Source organism: Pseudomonas tumuqii (assembly GCF_013184545.1).
Classification (GTDB): domain Bacteria; phylum Pseudomonadota; class Gammaproteobacteria; order Pseudomonadales; family Pseudomonadaceae; genus Aquipseudomonas; species Aquipseudomonas tumuqii.
Genome location: NZ_JAAOJA010000008.1, coordinates 63,305 through 79,681 on the forward strand (window position 1 = coordinate 63,305; position 16,377 = coordinate 79,681).

General features: G+C 67.3%; 9 protein-coding genes. 4 read left to right on the forward strand and 5 right to left on the reverse strand.

The window, feature by feature from the left end:
• The first annotated feature begins 6 nt into the window (after positions 1-6).
• A complete protein-coding gene (locus G9C89_RS15530; RefSeq protein WP_172149572.1) occupies positions 7-762 on the forward strand; it encodes a Mut7-C ubiquitin/RNAse domain-containing protein in 756 nt (251 codons plus the stop codon).
• Positions 763-767: 5 nt separating this feature from the next.
• Here the strand turns inward: G9C89_RS15530 and G9C89_RS15535 are convergent, their stop codons facing one another.
• Positions 768-1,745, reverse strand: coding sequence for a cysteine synthase A (locus G9C89_RS15535; protein ID WP_172149574.1), 978 nt, complete (start codon positions 1,743-1,745; stop codon positions 768-770).
• 132 nt (positions 1,746-1,877) lie between these two features.
• Between G9C89_RS15535 and ftsH the strand changes: the two genes are divergently transcribed.
• The 3 genes from ftsH to G9C89_RS15550 all read left to right on the forward strand — a co-directional run bounded on the left by ftsH (position 1,878) and on the right by G9C89_RS15550 (position 4,946).
• A complete protein-coding gene (gene ftsH, locus G9C89_RS15540; RefSeq protein ID WP_172149576.1) occupies positions 1,878-3,683 on the forward strand; it encodes an ATP-dependent zinc metalloprotease FtsH in 1,806 nt (601 codons plus the stop codon).
• 22 nt (positions 3,684-3,705) lie between these two features.
• A complete protein-coding gene (locus tag G9C89_RS15545) occupies positions 3,706-4,266 on the forward strand; it encodes a phosphoribosyltransferase family protein (RefSeq protein WP_172149578.1) in 561 nt (186 codons plus the stop codon).
• A gap of 185 nt (positions 4,267-4,451) precedes the next feature.
• A complete protein-coding gene (locus G9C89_RS15550) occupies positions 4,452-4,946 on the forward strand; it encodes a BCAM0308 family protein (protein ID WP_172149580.1) in 495 nt (164 codons plus the stop codon).
• Between the two features lie 228 nt (positions 4,947-5,174).
• Here the strand turns inward: G9C89_RS15550 and G9C89_RS15555 are convergent, their stop codons facing one another.
• From G9C89_RS15555 to G9C89_RS15570, 4 genes are all read right to left on the reverse strand, one after another.
• On the reverse strand, positions 5,175-13,583 hold the full coding sequence (locus tag G9C89_RS15555) for a GH36-type glycosyl hydrolase domain-containing protein (RefSeq protein WP_218575938.1): 8,409 nt from the start codon (positions 13,581-13,583) through the stop codon (positions 5,175-5,177).
• The gene (locus tag G9C89_RS15560; RefSeq protein WP_172149582.1) at positions 13,580-14,599 is read right to left on the reverse strand and encodes a universal stress protein; all 1,020 of its coding nucleotides are present in this window, start codon (positions 14,597-14,599) and stop codon (positions 13,580-13,582) included. The genes G9C89_RS15555 and G9C89_RS15560 overlap by 4 nt, the downstream gene beginning before the upstream one ends.
• Positions 14,600-14,713: 114 nt before the next feature.
• Entirely contained in the window at positions 14,714-14,971 is a 258-nt protein-coding gene (locus G9C89_RS15565) for an acyl carrier protein (RefSeq protein ID WP_172149584.1), read from the reverse strand.
• An 11-nt stretch (positions 14,972-14,982) separates the two neighbouring features.
• Positions 14,983-16,146: a dihydrolipoamide acetyltransferase family protein gene (locus tag G9C89_RS15570; protein ID WP_172149586.1), complete on the reverse strand. Its 1,164-nt coding sequence runs from the start codon at positions 16,144-16,146 to the stop codon at positions 14,983-14,985.
• Positions 16,147-16,377 lie beyond the last annotated feature (231 nt).

Sequence of the window (16,377 nt, forward strand, 5' to 3'; positions counted from 1 at the left end):
TGAGTCATGGTCCGCGCCACTTTTCGCTTCTACGAGGAGCTCAACGACTTCCTGCCGGCCGAGCGCCGGCGCCGGGAGTTCGACTGCGTTTGTGCCCGCGCGGCCACCACCAAGCACATGATCGAGGCCCTTGGCGTGCCCCACACCGAGGTCGAGCTGCTGCTGGTCAACGGCGAGTCGGTTGGCTTCGAGCGGTTATTGGCGGACGGCGACCGGGTGGCGGTCTACCCCAAGTTCGAACGTCTGGACATCAGCTCCCTGCTCAAGGTCCGTGAGCAGCCGCTGCGGGCCTTGCGCTTCATCGCCGATGCCCACCTCGGCGGTTTGGCCCACCTGCTGCGCATGGCCGGTTTCGACACGCTCTACGACAATCACTTCGACGATCTGCAGATCGCCGAAATAGCCGCGCGCGAGAAGCGCATCGTGCTGACCCGCGACCGCGAATTGCTCAAGCGCCGGCTGGTCAGTCACGGCTGCTACGTGCATGCGCGCAAGTCCGCCGAGCAGTTGCGCGAGCTGTGCCAGCGGCTCGACCTGGCGCCCAGCATCAAGCCGTTCAGCCGCTGCCTGCATTGCAACCTGCCGTTGCACGGCATCGATGCACAAGAAACCCGCGAGCGCTTGCCCAGCCGCATCGGCTACAGCTATTCGCAGTTCATGCATTGCCATGGCTGCGGCCGCCTGTACTGGCAAGGCACGCACTGGCGCCGCATGCGCGGCCTGCTGACCGCGCTGCTCGCGCAGCAGACAGACCCGGATTGAAGCGCTCAGGCCGGCGGCTGCAGCCCGGCTTCGCGCAGCCAGTCGCGATTGAACAGGCGTCCGGCATAGAGCCCGCCGCGGTCGCACAACAGGGTCACGACGCAGTGTCCCGGCCCCAGTTCCAGGGCGACCCGGCGCGCCGCGCAGAGGTTGATGCCGCTCGACCCACCGACGTACAAGCCCTCCTCGCGCAGCAGGCGATAAAGCATGTCCACGCACTGCTGGTCGTCCACCTGCAGCGCCGAGTCGATCGGCGTGTCCTGCAGATTGGCGGTAACCCGACTGGTGCCGATGCCTTCGGTGATCGACTTGCCCTCGGCGCGCAACTCGCCGTCCAGCACCCAGTGATAAAGGGCACTGCCCATGGGGTCGGCAAGGACGATGCGCACCGCCGGCTTGCGCTCCTTGAGATAACGCGCCACGCCGGCCAGGGTGCCGCCGGTACCGACCGCGCAGACGAAGGCATCCACCCTGCCCTCGCTATCGCGCCAGATCTCTGGCCCGGTGGTTCGGTAGTGAGCGTCGCGATTGGCGGTATTGTCGAACTGGTTGGCCCAGATTGCCCCGGGCAATGTGGCGGCCAGGCGACCGGCGATCTTCTGGTAATTGTCCGGGTCGCTGTACGGCTTGGGCGGTACCGGACGCACCTCGGCGCCCAGTTGACGCAGCAGGTCGAACTTCTCCCGCGACTGGTTATCCGGGATCACGATGATGCAGCGGTAACCGCGCGCCGCACAGAGATGCGCCAGGCCGATGCCGGTGTTGCCGGCGGTGCCTTCGACCACTGTACCGCCCGGGCCCAGGCGGCCACTGTGCTCGGCGTCTTCGATGATGCCCAGGGCCGTGCGATCTTTCACCGAGCCGCCGGGGTTGAGAAACTCGGCCTTGGCCAGGACCTCGCAACCGGTCTCGGCGCTCAGCTTGCCGAGACGAATCAGCGGCGTGTCGCCAATGGTTCCGCTAAAACCCTCGCGGATAGCCATGGTTCACCTCCAACCTGCTCTATCCTCTTTCTAGTTTAGCGGCGACAGGCGCAACCGATGGGGTTGACGGGTATCAATACCGCGGCCGGCCGCCAGGCATAACCTCGAACCCTTCCCCCGAGGACCGGCCACATGGAAAAGCAGCATCAATGGAACCTCTGGTTCTTTCTCGTCGCCTTCAGCCTGCTCCTGGTGTTTCAGGACTGGTGGGGAACACGCAGCGCGGTCGAGCCCCTGCCCTACAGCGAGTTCATGCGCCTGCTCAAGGAGGAGAAACTCAGCGATCTGCGCATCGAGCAGCAGCAGATCAGCGGCAAGCTCAAGGAACCGATCAATAACCGCAGCCAATTCGTCACCGTGCGGGTCGAACCCGATCTGGCCGAGGCCCTGGCGCAGTCGCAGGTGACCTTCAGTGGCACCCGCCAAGGCGGCTTGATCAGCAACCTGCTGAGCTGGCTGTTGCCCTTTATCCTGATCTTCGCCCTCTGGTCGTTCCTGTTTCGTCGTCTGGCCGAGAAACAGGGCTTTGGCGGCATGGTCAACGTCGGCAAGTCCAAGGCCAAGGTATTCGTCCAGCGCGATACCGGGGTGACCTTCGACGATGTGGCCGGCATCGACGAGGTCAAGGCCGAGCTGCTCGAGGTGGTGTCCTTCCTCAAGGACCAGCCCAAGTACAGCCGCCTCGGCGCACGGATTCCCAAGGGCATCCTGCTGGTCGGCCCGCCCGGTACCGGCAAGACCCTGGTGGCCAAGGCGGTGGCCGGCGAGGCCAACGTGCCGTTCTTCTCCATCTCCGGCTCCGAGTTCGTCGAGATGTTCGTCGGCGTCGGCGCCGCACGGGTGCGTGACCTGTTCGAGCAGGCGCGCAAGTCTGCCCCCTGCATCATCTTCATCGACGAACTGGACGCCCTGGGCAAGGCGCGCGGGGTCGGCGCCTTCGGCGGCAACGACGAGAAGGAACAGACCCTCAACCAGTTGCTCGCCGAGCTGGACGGCTTCGACCCGCGTGAAGGTGTAGTCCTGCTGGCCGCCACCAACCGCCCGGAGATCCTCGACCCGGCCCTGCTGCGCGCCGGCCGTTTCGACCGCCAGATCGTCATCGACCGCCCCGATCGACGCGGCCGGGTGGCCATCCTCAAGGTGCATGCCAAGCGCATCCAGGCCACCGCCGACCTCGACCTGGAGCGTATCGCCGGCATCACCACCGGCTTTTCCGGTGCCGACCTGGCCAACCTGGTCAACGAGGCGGCCATCCTCGCCACCCGCCGCGGCGCCGATAAGGTGAGCATGGACGACTTCACCGCCGCGGTGGAACGCATCGTGGTCGGCAGCGAACGCCGCGGTCGCCTGCTCCAGCCCCACGAGCGCGAAGTGGTGGCCCACCACGAAATGGGCCACGCCCTGGCCGCGGCCAGCCTGGCGGGCATGGATCCGGTGCACAAGGTGTCGATCATCCCGCGCTCGGTCGGCGCGCTCGGCTATACCCTGCAGCGGCCTACCGAGGATCGCTTCCTGATCACCCTGGCGGAGCTGAAAAACCGCATGGTCGTGCTGCTCGCCGGGCGCGCGGCGGAAGACCTGATCTTCAACGAGATTTCCACCGGCGCCGCCGACGACCTGGCCAAGGTCACCGACATCGCCCGGCAGATCGTCACCCGCTTCGGCATGACGGCCGAACTCGGCCAAGCCGTGCTGGAACGGCAAAGCGCCAGCTACCTGGGCGAACAGGCGATCGGCCTGCGCGAGAAAGACTACTCGGAAGAGACCGCGCGCGAGGTCGACCTCAGCGTCAGGGCCCTGATCGATGGCGCCTATACGCGGGCCAAGGCCCTGCTGCAGAGTCGGCGTGCCGAGCTGGAACAAGGTGCCCAGTTGTTGCTGGAAAAGGAAACCCTGACCCCCGAAGAGTTCCCGGCGCTGCGCCCACTGCCGGCCTAGCGTGCGGATGGAGACAACCCCAATGCAGACGAAATCCGCCGGGCAAAGGCTCTGCCTGTACGACAGCGCAGAACTCGCCGCCATCGTGCATAGCATGGCCCGCCAGGCCGCGGCTCTGTTGCCGCCCGGGCAGAGTGCGCTGGTGGGCATTCTGCGCCGCGGCGAACCCCTGGCGCGGATGCTGCAACGGCAGTTGGCGCAGCTTACCGGGCAAGCCGAATTGCCCCTGTATCCACTCAAGGTCAAACGCTACGCCGATGACCTCAGCCTGCTGCATGCGCAAACCGCACTGACCGAGAGTCCCGAACTGGCCGCGCTGGACTTGTCCAGCACCACCCTGCTGGTGGTCGATGACGTGCTCTATGAAGGCCACTCGCTGTTGCGCACCTGCGCCTACCTGTCGCGTCTCGGTGCCCAGCGGGTGCGTGCGGCGGTGCTGGTCGATCGCTGCGTCTGCACCCAGCCGGTGCGTGCCGATATCGTCGGCGTGCGCCTGCAGATCGCCCCCGGCGACATCATCGAATGCAACGTGCCGCCTTACGAGCAGGCGTTGCGCATCGAGGTGCTGCGCCACCGCGGCTGACTGGCTGCTCTCCCGACAACCGTGCAACGCACCGCCTGTCAGCGCTGCTGGTGCTCTCAGACCTGCTTTGATGTACATCAAGATGCATGGGCGCAAACCGGTGCAAACAGACAGAGGTGTCTGCTTGTCGAGCCTGGCCTCCAAGCCTGCCCTCAATCCACTGTTTTCGCGTCGCGGAGAATGTCATGGACAAGTATCAGCAGAGTCAGAAAAACAAACTGTTCAGCCCCAACCGCCACGATCCAACCCTCAGCCCGCGCAGTGCTGGCACCGCGGTCTGCCCCAGGTGCAGCGCACTCTATCAAGCCGGCAACTGGGCCTGGCAAACCCCACAAACCAGCCTCCCGGCCGATGTAACCGAGGTTGTCTGCCCGGCCTGCCGGCGCATTGAAGACAAGGTTCCGGCGGGCACCCTGACCTTGTCAGGGGAATTTCTGCAGACCCATCACAGCGAAATCCTCAACCTGATCCACAACACCGAGACGCTGGAAAAGGCCGAGCACGCCATGGAACGCCTCCTCGAAGTGACGACCCAGGATGACGTCGTGCAAGTCACCACGACCGGTATCCACCTGGCCAATCGCATCGGTCACGCCCTGGATTCCGCCTACAAAGGCCAGACCAAATACCATTACGACGATAACCAAACCCACGTCAGCATCCACTGGCAGCGCGACTGAAGGAGCACAAGCGCTGGAGTGAACACGGTTCTGTAGGATGTGGCGGGCCGCGTAGGCTTGAGCACAGCGATACCCATCAGCGATCGAACCATTACCGCGCATTGCGCCTACGCCCATCTGCCGCCAGAGCTGCATGCCGGCGCAGTTGGGGTGGCTTGCGGGTGATGGGTATCGCTGCGCTCATCCTACGTGGCCCGCGCATCCTGCGGTGGCGAGCCCAATCCGGCGCTAGTACAGCCAGATCCTGACCTCGGCGGTGGAGCCGTCGCGGGGGAACGCCACGGTTTCCTCCAGCAGCGGTTGGCCATTGAGGGTCGTCCGCGGCCAGCCGGCCTCGGTGCTGGTGATTTTCGCCACCACTATGCGCAGCGCGCCCTGCTCGCCCTGGATCTGCGCGCTGAACCCTGGCCAGCCTGGCGGCAGGCAAGGCGTGATCGCCAGCCGCCCTTCGCGCAGGCGCAGGCCGAGGATCGACTCGATGGCCAGGCGCCAGGTCCAGGCCGCCGAGCCGCTGTACCAGGTCCAGCCGCCGCGCCCGCAATGCGGTGCGACGCTGGCGATATCGGCCGCCAGCACATAGGGCTCGACGCGGTAGCGCGCCAGCCGCTCGGGGCTGGCGGCCTGGTGGATCGGGTTCATCAGCTGGAAAATCCGCCAGGCACCCTCGGCATCGCCAAGTTCGGCAAAGGCCATGCCCAGCCAGGCGGCGGCATGGCTGTACTGGCCGCCATTCTCGCGGATACCGGGTGGGTAGGCCTTGATGTAGCCGGGTTCCCGTCGGGTATTGGCGAACGGCGGCCAGAGCAGGCGGATCAGCCGGTGCTGCTCGCTGATCAACCGGGCGGCGGCCTGCTCGACGGCGTGTCGCGCCCGGGGGGTGGCATGCCCGCCGGACAGCACCGCCCAGGACTGCGAGATCGAATCGATCTTGCACTCCTCGTCCACGTGACTGCCCAGGGGCCGGCCGTCGTCGTCCAGGGCGCGCAGGTACCAGTCGCCGTCCCAGGCCACCTCATTGATCTGCCGGGTCAGCGCCTGGGCCGCCTTGATCCAGTAGATCTGCTCGTCGAAGCAGGCCTGGCGTTCGGCCAGGCCGGCAAAACCCTTCATCGTCGCCACCGCGAACCAGCCGAGCCAGACGCTCTCGCCCCGGCCCTCGCGACCGAGGCGGTCCATGCCGTCGTTCCAGTCGCCGCTGCCGATCAACGGCAGGCCATGGCTGCCCCGGGTGTTGCCGTGCTGCAACGCGCGCTTGCAGTGTTCGTAGAGCGAGTACGGCTGGTCGCCAGGCAGGTAGCGCGCGTAGCGATCATGTTCGTCAGCGGCCAGCGGCGGCGCCTGGAGAAAGGCCAGTGGCTCGTCGAGAATGCTCCGGTCACCGGTGGCCTCGACGTACTGGCTGGTGACGTAGGGCAACCACAGCAGATCATCCGAACAGCGGCTGCGCACGCCACGATCCTGCGGTGGATGCCACCAGTGCAGCACGTCGCCCTCCTCGAACTGGTGGGCGGCGCAGGCGAGGATATGCGCGCGGGCGCGTTGCGGGTCGGCGTGCAACAGGGCCAGCACGTCCTGCAACTGATCGCGGTAGCCGATGGCGCCACCGGCCTGATAGAAGCCGGCGCGGGCCAAAATGCGCGAGGCCAGGGTCTGGTAGAGCAGCCAGCGATTGACCAGCAGATCGAAGGCCGGGTCGGGGGTCTGCACCTGAACCGCGCCGAGCAGGCGGTCCCAGTGCCGGGTGACCTGGGCCAGGGCCTGCTCGACCTGGCCCTCCTGCTGCCAGTGGCGGGCCAATGCCGTGGCCTGCTCGCGATCGCTGCCCTGGCCGAGCAGGAACACCACCTCGGCGGTGGCGCCGGCGGCGATGTCCAGGTGCACCTGGAACGCGGCGCAGGGGTCGTCCCCCGGCTCGATCCGTCCGCCCAGCGCCCAGCGTTGCAGCCCGGCGGGACGGCTCGGATGGCCGCCCAGGCCGAGAAAATCCTGACGGTCGGCGGTCAGGCTGTGCGGCGGGTGGTTGGCGCCGAGGAACGCGACCCGCTCGGCAAACTCCGGGTTCCACGGGTTGCGGGCCAGCAGCGCGTGGCTGTCACTCTCGTATTCGCAGACCACATGGGGCCGCGCCGTGCTACGCAGCGCCCCGAGCAGCCATTCGGCGTAGTAGGTCGCGGTGATCCGCCGCGGCCGCGGGCTGACATTGTGCAGGCGCAGGCGGACGATCTTCACTGGATCCTCCTGGGCCACGAACACCAGCAGCTCCTGCTCCAGGCCCTGGCTGTGGCGCCGCCAACTGCTGTAACCCGCGCCGTGGCGAATCTGGCAGGCACTGCCCTGGCCTGCCGGCAACGGCGTGGTGGTCCAGATCGCCGCGGTTTCCTCGTCGCGCAGATACAGCGCTTCGCCGGCACAGTCGGCCAGCGGGTCGTTGTTCCACGGCGTCAGGCGATTCTCGCCGCTGTTCAGCGCCCAGCTGAAACCCAGGCCGGCCTCGCTGACGATGCTGCCGAAGCCCTGATTGGCCAGCACGTTGCACCAGGGGGCCGGGGTGCGCTGGTCCGCCTCGAGGTGGATCAGGTAGTCGCGGCCATCGGCGCTGAAGCCGCCAACACCGTTATCCGCGCGCAGGTCGCTCGGCCGCGGCAAGGGCCTGTCGCCATTCGCGAACGTCTGGCCCGTGCCACTGAATGGCGGGAGTAACGGCCGCGGCAGCATGGCGGCCTGCAGTTGCTCGGCCAGCGTACCGGCCGACTCGTCGAGCACCACCCGCGCTGCGCTTTCGAGCAGGCCGAGGTCGTCGGCCGGCAACTGATCGGCGAACAGCAGGTGCACGCCGCCGCTGTGCCTGGGTAACTCGTCCTGCCCCCCGGCTTCCTGCAGCAGCGCGTGCAGTTGTTCGCGCAGCGGTTCGGCGTAGCTGGAGGCGCCCAGGCGCAACACCAGCAGATCGACATGCAGGCCGTGGCGCCGCCAGAAACGCTGGCCGCGCACCAGGGTGCGCAGCAGCCCGGTTTCCTCGCCATGGCCGGTGCGCAACAGCAGCAGCGGCCGGTCGCCGGAGATGCCCATGCCCCACAGTCGCGGCTGGCCCAGGCGATTGCCCAGCCGGGTCGTCGCCGCACCGCGCAGGGTCGGATGCGGATGCAGCAACAAGGAGGCGAGCAGTTGCAGCTCCGCCAGCCAGGCCGGTTCCAGGCCCAGCTGGCGCGTCTCCCGGCTGGCCTCGCTGGCCGCATCGGCGAACGCCCACTCCAGCGCGGACAGGGTGGCATAGCGCTCGGCGTGTTCGAGCAGGGACTGCCGCGAGCCGCCGGCCAGGGTCAGGAAGGCCAACTGCCGGTGTTCGCCGGGGTCGAGCACCAGGCGCACCTGCAGGGCCATCACCGGGTCGAGCGTCCAGCCGCTGTTGCCGCCCAGCCCGTGGAGCACGCCTTGCGGCTGGCGCTCATCGCCGTGACGGCCGAGGAAGCTCTGCCGGTCGCTGTCAAAACTCACCGCCGCCATGCGCGGGTCGTCGAGCACCAGGCGATGCAGGAGCAGCGGCGGCTTTTCCTCGGGATGGCGCGCACGCCGGGTAAACAGCAGGGCCTGCAGCTGCGGGAGATACTCGCTGCCGACGAACAACTTGCTGAACGCCGGGTGGCGTTCGTCGTCGAGCGGCGGCGCCAGTACCACTTCGCCATAGCTGGTCAGTTGCAGGGTGCGCGCTTGATCGCTCTCGTTGCTCAGGGTCAGGCGGCGGATTTCCAGGTCGTCGGCAGCGGCGACGGCGACTTCCATGCGCAGGCGGATGCCATGGTCGTAACGCTGGAATTCCGCCATATGTGGATGGAAGATCACCTGCTCATGCTCGGACAACACGCCGGTTGGCTGCCGGCCCGCCGACCACAGTGCCCCGCTCTGCTCGTCGCGCAGGTAGATCCACAGCCCCTGGCTGTCGCGAGTGGCATCGCCATGCCAGCGCGTCAGCGCATGCTGATGCCAGCTCAGGCCGCCGCCACCGGCGGTGGATATCCAGCTGCACAGACGGCCGTTGCCGAGCACGTGAACCTGGGGGAACAGCTCGGCGCCCTTGGGCAGCCAGGCCTGCGGCGGCGCCACCCGACTGCTGCTGGGCGGCGCTTGCCGTGCCTCGAACCGCGGGCTTTGCGCCGGCAGTTCCTGCGGGATGCGCTCATGCAGCAACAGCTCCATGATCCTGACCCGCGGCTCTTCACGAAAACGCCGCACCAGCACATCGGCACACAGCGCATTGTCCAAGGCGGCGAGAATCATGCCCTGGTGATGGGCCATGAACGCGCGCACGGCAGTGAATCGCCGGCCACTGGCAACCCGCTCGACGCTATAGTCCGCCGCTTCGTAGAGCCCGTAGCTGCCGACCAGGCCGAGGCGTTGCAACTCCAGCAGATTGTCCAGCGCGGCCGCCGGATTGACCGCCAGGGCCAGCGCCGTCGCGTAGGGCGCCACCACCAGATCGCGCGCCTGCTCGCGGCGCAGGCCCAACGCGGGCACCCCGAATGCCCGGTAACGGTAGCGGTGTTCGGGATCGCGCGAGGCGAAGGCCGATTCGGAGATGCCCCAGGGCACGCCCTTGTCGCGACCATGCTGGCGCTGTACCTCGACGGCGGCGCGTTCGCTCTGCCCGAGCAGCGAGCCGGCATGGCTGGGCAGCAGCAGCGGCGGCATCAGGTACTCGAACATCGAGCCATTCCAGGACAGCAAGGACAGCCCGCCGGCCATCTGCGCCAAGGGCCGGCCGAGGCTAAACCAGTGCTCCAGGGGCACATCGCCCTTCATGATGGCGAAATAGCTGGCCAGCCGCGCCTCGCTCGCCAGCAGGTCGTAATGGTGATTGTCGAGGCGGTCGGCACTGAGGTTGTAGCCAATGTGGAACAGCCGCGACTGCTCATCGTAGAGCGGCCGGAAATCCATGCCCAAGGCCATCGACTCGGCCCGCGCCGCGTCCTCCAGCAGATTCTGCCGCAGCAATTGCTGCGCCTGGCAGCCGGTCTCCAGCGCCAGCTTGAGTTCGCTCTGCCAGTGCGCGTCGGCCTCGTCCGTCGCGACGTAACTGGCCAGCAGGGCCTGGGCCTCGACGCCGGCGGTAGCGATTTCGCCCATGCTCAGGCTCGGCGGCAGGCAGGCGGCGAGTTGCTCCACCAGCTGCCGGCGCCCGGCCGGCGGAGATTCCAGCAGGCTCTGCCAGGGTTGCAGGCGCTCGCGGTCGCGGCGGATATCGAGCAGATGATGGTGGATGCGCTCGAGCCAGCTCTGGATCTCCTTGAGCTGCTGCACGCTCAGCCCCGGCTGACGGGGGATGGCCTGGGCCACTGCCGCACGCAACGCGCTTTCCTGCTCTTGCAGCGCGTCCAGGATCTGCCAGTCGCCACTGGCTCGCTGGCAATCGAGGGCGAAGGCGGCCAGGCGCTCCTGCACCTCGCCCTGCTCGACCACGCGAAGGGCGTCGCGCAGCAACTCGAGCGCGTCCTCCAGACCCGCCCAGCGTTGCTCGCGCAACGCCGTACCGGCGGCGATTTCGCGGCAGCCTTGCTGCAGGGTCAACAGGCAGACCGCCAGGTTGCCGCTGTCGACGGTCGACACATAGCGCGGTTCCAGCGGGCTCAACAGGCGCGTGTCGTACCAGTTGAGCCAGTGGCCACGGTAGCGCTCGAGCTGCTGCAGGGTGTCCAGACCGCGCCGGATGCGGGCCGACAGGTCGCTGGCGCCGACATAGCCCAGATCCGCCGCGGCGAGGGTGGACAGAAACAGCATGCCGATATTGGTCGGCGAGGTGCGGTGGGCGATCTCGCTGTAGGGCTCTTCCTGATAGTTGTCCGGCGGCAGCCAGTGGTCGTCGGGGCCGACAAAGGTTTCGAAGAACAGCCAGGTACGGCGCGCCAGTTGCCGGAGGAAGGCGCGCTGGCTCTGATCCAGCTCGACCATTGCCGGCCGGCGCGGCTTGGCGATGCCCAGGGCGATTTCCGGGGCCAGCAGCCAGAGCAGCAACAAGGGCGCGGCCGGCAGCAAGGCGCCGGGATTGAACTGCATCAGCAAACCGCCCAGCAACACGGCAAAGGCCGGCGAAGCGCACATCTGCCGCCAGGCATAAGCGTGCGAATCGCGTGCGGCCAGGAGCCGCGCCTGGTGCGCGGCGGTGGTCCATTCGAGCAGGTGCTGGCGCGACACGCCGAGCCGCCACAGGGTGCGGCCCAGGGCATCGAGCGCAATCACGGCATCGTTGACCAGAAATGCCAGGGCCAGAAACCAGCGCCCGGCATGGTCGCGCAACCCGCGCAGCATGCCCTTCACCGCGCCGCGCCGTCGACCGGCCGCGAGGCCGGTGACCAGTTCGGTGAACAGATAGCCCCCCGGTACGGCCACCGCCAGCAAGGTCCAGACCCAGGGCGAGCCGGGCAACCACAGCCAACCGGCCGTCACCAGGGCCACCAGTGACAGCGGGATCAGGCTGCGCCGCAGGTTGTCGATAATCTTCCAGCGGTCGAGCGGGCCCAGGCGATTGCTCAGCCTGGAGCCATCGCTGGCCGGCACCTGGCGCCACAACCAGGGCAGCAATTGCCAGTCGCCGCGCAGCCAGCGATGCTGCCGGCGGGCATAGTCGAGGTAGGAAGCGGGGAAACCCTCGTAGAGCACGATGTCGCTGACCAGCCCGGCGCGGCCGTGGATGCCTTCGAACAGATCGTGGCTGACCAGGCTGTTTTCCGGGATGCGCCCTTCCAGGCTGCGCTGGAAAGGCGCGACCTCGTAGATGCCCTTGCCGACGAAGATGCCGGAGCCGAACAGATCCTGATAGACGTCGGAAACCGCCCGGGTATAGATATCGATGGCCGTGTCGCCGGTATACAGCCGCGCGAACAACGAGCGGTTGCCGCGTTCCGGGGCGATTTCCACCCGCGGCTGCAACACCGTGTAACCGCGCAGTACCTGGCCACTGAGCGGGTCGAACTCGGCGCCATTGAGTGGATGGGCCAGGGTGCCGACCAGGCGCGCGACCGTCCCCGCGGGCAAGCCGGTATCGGCATCCACGGTCACCACGAAGCGAATGCCGCGCAAGCCCGCAGGATCGCCCTCATGCAGGCTGAAGGCGCCCTCCTCGGCCCCCAACAGGTAGTGGTTGAACTGCTCGAGCTTGCCGCGCTTGCGTTCCCAGCCCATCCAGGAGCCCTCGCCCGGGTTGTACCGGCGCGCACGCTGCAGCAGGTGGAAAGGCCCGCCGTGACTGCCGGCATGGCGCAGGTTGAGCCGGCGAATGCCCTGCACCAGCAGCTGCTCCAGCTGCGCGTCGTGGGGCATGTGCTGCGCCGGCGCATCGGCATGATCGTTGAGCAGGACGAAGCGCAGCAGCGGATCCGGGTTGGCCAGGTAGTGCATTTCCAGTTGTTCGAGCAGCTCCATGGCTTCGTCGCTGCTGCCCAGCAGTACCGGCACCACCACGGCCGTGGCGCAGTTGTGGGCGATCGCCCTGCTGAAGTCGAGCTTGGGCAACACCCGTGGCGGCAGATTGCGGGTGACCAGCCAATGCACCAGGGTGATGCTCAGCACCGAGGCCGGCAGCACGGCCAGCACGATGCCGAGCAGCCAGGTTGCCGGGCCCGCGCCGACCAGCGCCAGGTACCAGGCCGGCAGCAGCAAGGCGACGCCCCCGGCCAGGCCGAGCGCAGCGGCATAGACCTGGCCGGCATGGGCAAACAGCCAGCGCCGCCAGCCCGCCGCCAGGCTTGCTCGATAACCCAGGGCGCTCTCGCAGCGTTCGCGTCCCGGGCCGATCAGCCAGTAACCGACGTGCCCGCTGGCATCGGCCGGATTGCCAGCCAGGGCGTGTTGCAGCACCTGCTGGGCCACCTCGGGCTCGCTGCGCTGCGCGCCAGCGGCGAGCTCCTCCAGCGCCTTGCGGTAGCGGTCACGGGTGTCGAAGTCCATGTGCGGGTAGACGCCCGCCGGATCGTCGCGCAGGACTTCTTCGACGCGGCTGCATTGCTCGAAGAAATCCTGCCAGGGGATCGCGGCGATGATGCCCAGATTGGCCAGGGCACGCGCCACGCACTCGGTATCATCGAAGGTGGCCAACTCGACGCAGTGCCGGGTCGGTTCGAAGGGCGCCTGCAACTGCGGCAGCAGACGGCCGAATGCGCTGACCAGAATTTCCACGCAGGCCAGGCGCAGCATGGTCGGGAATGCCCACAGTTCGGCGATGGTCAAGGGTGCATCGGTCTGGTAGGTGCTGACGAACTGCACGGCACCGGGCAGCGACAACTGCAGGTGCGAGGCGTGCAGATAGCCCTGGGCAATGGCGAAAATCCGCGGAATGCCCTCCTCGCCCGGATTGGTCAGGCACGGCAGGCGCCGGTAGAACTCGCGCGGCAGGTCTTCGCCGATTTGCCGCGCCGCACGCTGCACCTGGTAATCGTTGTCCAGCAGCCACTCGGCGGCCTTGGCGACTTCCGCCGCCGGTTCGAGGCAAAGCTTCTGCGTGGCCTGCAGCCAAGCGTCCAGCTCATCGATATGCAGCCATACCGGCAAATCGCCGGGTTGGCCCGCGACCAGCAGATGGCGTTCGCGCAGCTGGCTGGCCACCACGTCGAGCAAGCCTTTTGGGGGATCGGATTGGGTCAGGTTCACCGCGCCCTCGGCGAGGCAAAGCGCAACTCCAGCTGACCGCCGCCGTCATCCTGGAAGGCACGGAACGGCGGTTGCTGGCGCATGACCAGCATGGGTTGACGGATATGGCTCATGAGGAAGCTGGTGACGCTGCCATAGGGCATATCCATACGTCCGCTGCAGCCGTGCGCGGACAGCACGACCAGATCCACGCTCTCCTGGGCGGCGATGCGCACCAGGCTGCTGCGCACGTCAGCGCAGAGCACGCTGGCGCGCACCACCAGACCCTGTTCGCTGGCGCGGCTCTGCAGGCGCGCCAGGTACTGCTGGGCAACCCGTTGATTGCGCCGCTGCAGCCGTTCGCTCAATTCGATGTCTGCGCTTTCGGCCGGCCCTACCTCGGTCAACGCGGTCGGTGGCACCACATGCACCAGCAGCAGTTCGGCATGCTGCGCCTTGGCCAGGTGCATGGCGAAGGGCAATACGCACTCGGCCTGGCAGGAACCGTCGAGCGGCACCAGCAGGCGCCGATAGCCGGTCGCGAGGATATCTTGCGCCGTACAGGGGACCAACAGCAGTGACCCCGGGGCATGATCGACCACTTCCTGCGCCGTATCGCCCAGGCCCCAATCTTCCGGCCGCCATTCGCCGTGGGTGCCCAGAACCGTCAGCTCGTTGGGGTGCCTTTGCGCCCACAGGCCGATCTGTTCGGCCGCCTGGCCCTCGACGACTTCGGCCTCGATGGGCGCACACAGGTGCCGATAGCGTTCGACCAGGGCTTCCACCCGATCGTAGGCCTCGCGCCGCCGAATCTCCCAGTCGAGCGGGTCCTGGCATTCCTCGCCGGTCGGGCGGGTGACGAATACCCGCAGCAAGAGCAGCGGAACTCCCAGGCTGTTGGCGAGCGCAATGGCATGCAGGATCACCTTGCTCATGGGTTCACCCGAGCCGATGCAGGCCACCACCCGGGTAAAGCCCTTGGCAGGCGCCGTCTCGGCGTTGTGAGTCGATTCGGGGGTAACGTTGTCAGTGATCATCCGCAGGGTTTCCTCCGACTCCGAAAGGGACGCGTCCGAGAAACGAAGCTTCACCCTAATCAGCCGCGGTGGACGGCGGTTTGATGCAGATCAAGTGCAGCGGCGGCCATGCCGTCAGGGCGACGAAGCGACCAGGCGCGGCTCCAGGTAGGCGATCAGGGCATCGAGGCTGTCCAGCTTGTGGTAGTCGGCCTCGGGGATATTCACCCCCAGGCGCCGGTGCAAGGCGCCGAGAAAGCGCAGCCAGTCCATTGAGTCGAGGTCGACCTCGTCGCGCAGCGGACGGTCGCCGCGCAACGCCTCTGCTTCGAGTTCCGGCGCGATGTGTTGCAACTCGGCCAGGACCTGCTGGCGCAACTGTTGTCGATCCATTGTCATGTCCCTCAGAGGCTGTCCGGGCTTTGCAACAGGCGCCGCACTTCGCCGAGAAAGCGTGCGCCATAGTGACCGTCGCTGACCCGGTGATCGGCGGCCAGGCTGGCGACCACGCAGGGCATCACGCAGAGCTGCCCCGCCTCCACCCAGGGTCGCTCGGCGATACGGCCGAAGCCGACCAGGGCCACCTGGGGCGGATAGATCACGCCGAACACGGCGTCCACACCCTGATCGCCGAGCTGGGTGACAGTGAGGCTGGCATCGCTCAGTTCGGAGCTGCGCAGCGAGCCGCTGCGGGCGCGCTGAACCAGATCGGCGAGTTCGCCCATCAGCTGTTCCAGTGGTCTGCTGGCGACAGCGTGCAGCGCTGGCGCGATCAGGCCGCCCTGGCGCAGGGCAATGGCCACGCCGAGGTGAACGTCGGCGGCCGGCTGGAAGGCGTCCTCGCGCCAGAAGCCATTGAGCTGCGGGTACTCGCGCAGCGCCAGGGCCACCGCCTTGAGCAGCAGCACACTGGGCAACAGGCGCTCCTCCGGGGTGCTGCGGGCATTGCGCGCCTGCAGCCAGGCCATGGCCGGGCCCAGGGCGATGGTTTCGCTGAGGTAGTAATGCGGGATCTCGCGCTTGGACCGGCTCATGGCCGCGGCGATGGCCTGGCGCATGGCGGCCTGGCGATCGGACGGGCCGCGATCGGTTGCTGGCGCCGGCGCCCGGCCGGCGGCTTCGACGTCTTCCAGGGTGACCACGCCATGCGGCCCGCTGCCCGTCAGCGCCGCCAGGTCGAGGCCCAGTTCGCCGGCACGCTTGCGTGCCGCCGGGGAAACCCGTGGTCGGCTGGCTGGCGCCACGGCTTCGGACGGTATGCTCGGCGCCGGTGCAGCCTGCTCAACAGGTGACTTGGGCGGCACCTGGCGGCGCGCGCTGTCGGCGCTTTCCCCGGCTTGCAGCAAGCTGGCGATCGGTGTGCCCACCGGCACCTTGGCGCCGGGTTCGATCAGCAACTCGAAGACTTCGCCGTCTTGCCAGCACTCCACATCGACGGCGGCCTTGGCGGTATCGACCACGGCAATCACCTGGCCGCGCCTGACCGTATCGCCTGGCTTGATCCGCCATTCCAGCAGCGTGCCCTCGTCCATGTCGGCGCCAAGGGAGGGCAGTTTGAAATCGATCATGCGTCGCTCCTGTCGAATCGATTCGGGGCGGGCCATGCCCACGAAGCTTTCGCGGGCATGGCCCGCTCTCATCAAACCAAAAATAAATCGTTGTTTTATAAGTAGAAATTAAATAAAAACATGAGCCCTGTAGGAGCCAGCTTGCTGGCGATATTTGCAGATCAAAAGCATCGCCAGCAAGCTGGCTCCTACAGTTTGCTGCGCGACAGCGCGGCGTCGAAGACGGCGAGA

Bases quoted from the DNA above. Each gene is read 5' to 3' on its own strand.
- G9C89_RS15545 (WP_172149578.1), top strand. From the start codon at position 3,706: ATGCAGACGAAATCCGCCGGGCAAAGGCTCTGCCTGTACGACAGCGCA.
- G9C89_RS15535 (WP_172149574.1), bottom strand. From the start codon at position 1,745: ATGGCTATCCGCGAGGGTTTTAGCGGAACCATTGGCGACACGCCGCTG.
- G9C89_RS15570 (WP_172149586.1), bottom strand. From the start codon at position 16,146: ATGATCGATTTCAAACTGCCCTCCCTTGGCGCCGACATGGACGAGGGC.
- G9C89_RS15560 (WP_172149582.1), bottom strand. From the start codon at position 14,599: ATGATCACTGACAACGTTACCCCCGAATCGACTCACAACGCCGAGACG.
- G9C89_RS15550 (WP_172149580.1), top strand. From the start codon at position 4,452: ATGGACAAGTATCAGCAGAGTCAGAAAAACAAACTGTTCAGCCCCAAC.
- ftsH (WP_172149576.1), top strand. From the start codon at position 1,878: ATGGAAAAGCAGCATCAATGGAACCTCTGGTTCTTTCTCGTCGCCTTC.
- G9C89_RS15565 (WP_172149584.1), bottom strand. From the start codon at position 14,971: ATGGATCGACAACAGTTGCGCCAGCAGGTCCTGGCCGAGTTGCAACAC.
- G9C89_RS15530 (WP_172149572.1), top strand. From the start codon at position 7: ATGGTCCGCGCCACTTTTCGCTTCTACGAGGAGCTCAACGACTTCCTG.